The 4,482-nt window shown below is 36.1% G+C and carries 8 protein-coding genes; 7 read left to right on the top strand and 1 reads right to left on the bottom strand.

Translation table 11 applies throughout. From position 1 onward, the window contains the following. Positions 1-119: 119 nt before the first annotated feature. The gene (locus HU235_RS22485; protein ID WP_233452373.1) at positions 120-1,151 is read left to right on the top strand and encodes a serine hydrolase domain-containing protein; all 1,032 of its coding nucleotides are present in this window, start codon (positions 120-122) and stop codon (positions 1,149-1,151) included. Between the two features lie 307 nt (positions 1,152-1,458). On the opposite strand, the gene HU235_RS22480 is transcribed toward HU235_RS22485, so the two are convergent. Next, positions 1,459-1,944, bottom strand: a complete 486-nt coding sequence (locus HU235_RS22480; RefSeq protein WP_174881652.1) for a cysteine hydrolase family protein — start codon at positions 1,942-1,944, stop codon at positions 1,459-1,461. A gap of 186 nt (positions 1,945-2,130) precedes the next feature. Between HU235_RS22480 and HU235_RS22475 the strand changes: the two genes are divergently transcribed. The 6 genes from HU235_RS22475 to HU235_RS25200 all read left to right on the top strand — a co-directional run bounded on the left by HU235_RS22475 (position 2,131) and on the right by HU235_RS25200 (position 4,149). Further along, the gene (locus HU235_RS22475) at positions 2,131-2,586 is read left to right on the top strand and encodes a nuclear transport factor 2 family protein (RefSeq protein WP_174881651.1); all 456 of its coding nucleotides are present in this window, start codon (positions 2,131-2,133) and stop codon (positions 2,584-2,586) included. A gap of 99 nt (positions 2,587-2,685) precedes the next feature. Next, complete coding sequence (locus HU235_RS22470; RefSeq protein WP_174881650.1) at positions 2,686-3,273, top strand: TetR/AcrR family transcriptional regulator; 588 nt, start codon at positions 2,686-2,688, stop codon at positions 3,271-3,273. A gap of 92 nt (positions 3,274-3,365) precedes the next feature. Then, a complete protein-coding gene (locus HU235_RS22465; protein ID WP_174881649.1) occupies positions 3,366-3,524 on the top strand; it encodes a hypothetical protein in 159 nt (52 codons plus the stop codon). Next, positions 3,458-3,658, top strand: coding sequence for an MFS transporter (locus HU235_RS22460; protein ID WP_174881653.1), 201 nt, complete (start codon positions 3,458-3,460; stop codon positions 3,656-3,658). Before HU235_RS22465 ends, HU235_RS22460 begins: the two co-directional genes overlap by 67 nt. Before the next feature lie 156 nt (positions 3,659-3,814). Beyond that, the gene (locus HU235_RS25205; RefSeq protein WP_233452372.1) at positions 3,815-3,997 is read left to right on the top strand and encodes a hypothetical protein; all 183 of its coding nucleotides are present in this window, start codon (positions 3,815-3,817) and stop codon (positions 3,995-3,997) included. Continuing rightward, positions 3,994-4,149: a hypothetical protein gene (locus tag HU235_RS25200; RefSeq protein WP_307190900.1), complete on the top strand. Its 156-nt coding sequence runs from the start codon at positions 3,994-3,996 to the stop codon at positions 4,147-4,149. The genes HU235_RS25205 and HU235_RS25200 overlap by 4 nt, the downstream gene beginning before the upstream one ends. Positions 4,150-4,482: the final 333 nt, after the last annotated feature.

Raw genomic sequence — 4,482 nt, 5'->3', positions numbered from 1 at the left:
TTTGTACAGTACAAAATATAAATTTTTAGTTTATATTACTTTTTCCAAATACATACAACAGAAAATACGTTCGTGTTATAATTCTATTGAAGCAGAGGTAGCTAAATAGGAGTGAGAGTATGGAAAACATCAACATTCAAGAGTGTATGAAACATTATAATGTGCATGGTTTAAGTATTACGTTAATTAATCATGGTCAAATCAGTGGTACAGAAAATTTCGGCTTACTTGAGGTAGGAAGCGATAAGAGCGTAAATGAAAATACGATTTTTAGTGCTTGTTCAATTAGTAAGTTCTTAACTGGAATGCTTGTTATGAGACTATCAAACCAAGGACTACTTGATTTAGATGAGGATGTAAACAATAGACTCGTTTCGTGGAAAGTGCCTGAAAATGATTTAACGAAAAATAAAAGAGTAACATTACGAAATTTACTTAGTCATCAATCTGGAATAAAAGACCCTGCAAACAGTTTTGGTGAGCTTCAATCAATTACAAGCATTCCTTCGTTGGTTGAATTATTGGAAGGGAAAACCCCTTATTGTAAAGTTCCTATTGAAGTGAGTTACGAACCAGAGAGTGAATTCGACTATTCTGATGCTGGTTTTTGTATAATCCAACAACTAATAGAAGATGTAACTAGAAAACCGTTTTATCAATTGATGAAAGAACTTATATTTGAACCATTAAAAATGGGAAATAGCACATTAGAGATGTCAATACCAGTTATGGATAGTGAAAAATTTTCTTGTGGTCATAACAAAAATGGTAAATTAGTGGATGCGAAATATCCTTTATATCCTTACCCAGCAGCTTCTGGACTTTGGACAACCTCGTTGGATCTAGCAAAATTAGTCATTGAATTAATGGATGCAATAAAAGAAAAAAGTAAAGTTGGTATTTCCTCAAGTGCAATAAAAGACATGATAAGTCCGCAAAAAGGAAAAGGTTGGGTTGGACTAGGTGTGTTTCTAGCAGGTTCTGAAAAAGAAATAGAAATTCAATCACTCGGTTGGGGAGTAGGTTTTCAAAGTATGATGGTGGCGTTTCCGTATTTAGAAAAAGGGGCAGTCGTCATGACAAATGCAGAATTAGGTGTTCATCAGATGGAAGGGATTATAGGTGAAATATATAGAACTTTTGTATCCTAAAAAGCTTATTGAAGAAACAGGTACCTTAGCTAAATAAATGAAATTCAATAATAGGGCGATTTTCTATAACAAGAAGGCATCCTTTTTATATGCTCCTACACAAAAATATACCTGTACATGGTCTTACTATGGACCAAAAACAGGACAGCTTGATCTTTTATCAGATGGGAATAAAGATATCGAAATACAAAGTTAAGTATAATGAATAAAGGGTGTCCAGTAGTTATTTTTCAGAACACCCTTTTTTAAGTTGTTGAAACATCTTTCTTGTGAAAGGAAAGACGTTATGTTGGTAATTGAAATTCTTTTATTTTAAAAATGCCTCCGTTGTTTTCACTGTTGCATAGACTCCATTTAATGCGACCATAAATGCGTAATGGACATGCTCAGCAGGAACGATTTTATCTTCAATTTGCAATGTTGTTGTTGCACAAGCATCTTCTACCACCTGGCATACATAACCATGTTCAACTGCAGAACGAACTGTTGCATCAATACACATATGGGACATCATACCGCAAACAATTAATTCTTTAACCCCTTGTTCTTGTAGCTTTTTATGTAGATCTGTATTGAAAAAGCTATTCCGCATATGCTTTACAATGACTGTCTCTTTCTCTAATGGACGTACTGACTCATGGATTTCGACACCTTCTGTATTTGGATGGAAAAAGTGAGCCGTGTTACCTTCTGTGATATGCTGTACATGAAAGACTGGTGCGCCAGTTTCCCTGAAGTGTGAAAGGAGTTTAGCCACATTTTGTGCTTCTTGCTCAGGGTTTGTTAAAGCCATCTTCCCGTAGCTAACGAAGCATGTTAGTTTAAGAAGAAAAAATTTTAAAATTTATATTGACCGAATGGTCTGGAAAGTGATATGATAATTTCATCAAGAAGAGGAGCTGCTATAATAGCTTTTTACAGCAGTATCTTTATTTTTTGATTATTTTAGACTGATTAGTCAAAAAAGGAGGGAGAAACAATGAAAAACCAAACATTAAACCAAGAAGCAGTACGTGAAAGAGCGCAGGAGACATTTCGCAATCATCTGAAGTATTTATCTGGAGGAGACATTAAAGCATGGGTTGAATTGTGGGAAGAGAACGGTGTACTCGAATTTCCATACGGACCAACAGGTTACCCAGATAAGAAAGAAGGCAAAGCCGAACTATATGATTATATGCAAAACTTTCCAAAGCACTTTGAAGTTCAGTTTACAGACCTTGAATTCCACCAGACGGTAAATCCAGAGTTAGTTATCGCAGAATTTAAGTCAGTCGGGAAGCATCGGGAAACGGGAAATCCATACAATCAGACATATATAAGCGTAGTAGAAACGAAAGACGGGTTAATTACGCGCTATCGCGATTTTTGGAATCCATTAGTTGCAGCTGAGTCAATTGGTAGTATCGATCATTTTGTTCAATTCTCCAATTAATATAATCTCTTGCTGATTAAGATTAGCTCGCACTTTTCCTATTCTTGACTGAACGTTCTAATAAAGGTAGTATAAATAGGAAAAAGGAGGTATATCAGTTTGGCAAGGAGCAAGGAATTTGATACTAGACTAGTGTTGCATAAGGCTATGGAAGTATTCGGACATTATGGATACGAAGGAACATCCCTACCACTTTTGCTTAAAGGACTTGGTATAGCTCGGCAAAGTCTTTATGATACCTATGGTACGAAGCGAGAGCTCTTTATTAAAGCGGTTAACCATTATGTGAATGAAAAATCGTCTGCTGTTGTTGTTTATTTGGAGAAAGTAACTCCCGTCAAAAAAGCCATTTCGGATATTTTCGCAGTTATTGTGGATACTTTGAAAGATGAGCAACGCCGTAAGGAATGTTTTATTCTGCACAGTGCAATTGATCAGATACCTCATGATCCCGAGATTGCTGAGCTATTCGCACAAGATAAAATCCGCTTAGAGCAAGCGTTCTACGAGGCTTTAGTTCGCGGCCAGCAGCAAGGTGAATTGAGTCCAAATCAAGACATGCGTGCGCTGGCACAATATTTATATCATGCTCGGTATGCATTGACGCAAGCAGCAAAACTAACGGACGACCCAAAAGTCCTTGAACAAATAACTGCAGTTACTTTAACAGTACTAGATAATAAATGAAGCGTTTTTGAGCGCTTCATTTATTATCGAGAATAATAGACTATTCAGTCAAAAATGGACTTTTTAGTTTGTAATTTGAAGGAGAATAGAAAATGAATAAAATCAAAGGATTGGCGCTTTTTATCCTGGCTATTTCACAACTAGTTATGGAGCTTGATTACACAATTATTTTTGTGGCAATGGCATCTCTTGTAGTGAACTTGGTTTTTCAGCGATCCATTTACAATGGGTTGTCAGTGCATATTCACTAGCTTTCGGTGGATTCTTGCTTATTGGAGGTCGACTATCCGACCTTGTGGGAAGAAGGCGCATGTTTATTATCGCTATGGGACTTTTCGGATTAGGGTCGCTTTTAGGAGGATATCAGAATCACAGCTTATGTTAATAACATCAAGGGGGGTGCAAGGACTTGGAGCTGCACTGCTATCACCAGCAACCTTGTCATTAATCATGTCTAATTTTAATGAGGGCCAGAGCGCAACAGGGCAATGGACAGTCCAACTATGGTTTAAGGATTGAGATTCAACGACGTTTAGAGGGAATGTTACCACTTAATGAATGGTATAACTTTATTCATAAGAATGAGAATTATTACTTATGGCTCGCATTTGAAAATGAGCAACCAGTAGGTGTGGTTATGGTAGAAATAGAAGACGATTTCATTGGTAGTATTGCTCTTGTGTTAAACCGTCTCTCCGCAATAAAGGATATGGTAGGTCAATGATAGATAAAACAATGATATTGCCAGAAATGAGCTGTATAAAAAAATGGTATGCAGGAATTGAAGAAGATAATTTCGCTTGTATTAAATGTTTTCAATCAATAGGATATACATTTGAAAATATACACCCTGATGAAGATGTTTTTTCTCACTGATTTATTTTAGAGTAATAGATTTCAACTAATAAAAGTAATTATTATTAAAATAATGATATTCAACTATTTGGTGCGATACTTCATTAAGAGGTATCGTTATTTTGTTACTGCACTAAAGAGGAAGTTTAGCTGATGAAGAAAATGAAGTGAATTCGTGAAATGATGTCAGGCTGTCGAGAAATTATCGACAGCCTGAGTTATTGTGTAAAAGAAAACCCTAGGCTAGGCCTAGGGTTCCAAAAAGCTTTCAGCGTGGTATTAAAAAAACTCTTCCGTGGTGCTAAAATATTTTTGGTTCCCCAACCAAAATATGAGCATACGGAGGAGTTTTAT

It is taken from the genome of Metabacillus niabensis (assembly GCF_902829255.1).
GTDB classification, from domain to species: domain Bacteria; phylum Bacillota; class Bacilli; order Bacillales; family Bacillaceae; genus Metabacillus; species Metabacillus niabensis.
This window is presented reverse-complemented; position numbering and strand designations above follow the sequence as displayed.

Excerpts from the sequence above, each read along its gene's own strand:
- HU235_RS22485 (WP_233452373.1), top strand. The coding sequence starts at position 120 with ATGGAAAACATCAACATTCAAGAGTGTATGAAACATTATAATGTGCAT.
- HU235_RS22465 (WP_174881649.1), top strand. The coding sequence starts at position 3,366 with ATGAATAAAATCAAAGGATTGGCGCTTTTTATCCTGGCTATTTCACAA.
- HU235_RS25200 (WP_307190900.1), top strand. The coding sequence starts at position 3,994 with ATGATAGATAAAACAATGATATTGCCAGAAATGAGCTGTATAAAAAAA.
- HU235_RS22480 (WP_174881652.1), bottom strand. The coding sequence starts at position 1,944 with ATGGCTTTAACAAACCCTGAGCAAGAAGCACAAAATGTGGCTAAACTC.
- HU235_RS22475 (WP_174881651.1), top strand. The coding sequence starts at position 2,131 with ATGAAAAACCAAACATTAAACCAAGAAGCAGTACGTGAAAGAGCGCAG.
- HU235_RS25205 (WP_233452372.1), top strand. The coding sequence starts at position 3,815 with ATGTTACCACTTAATGAATGGTATAACTTTATTCATAAGAATGAGAAT.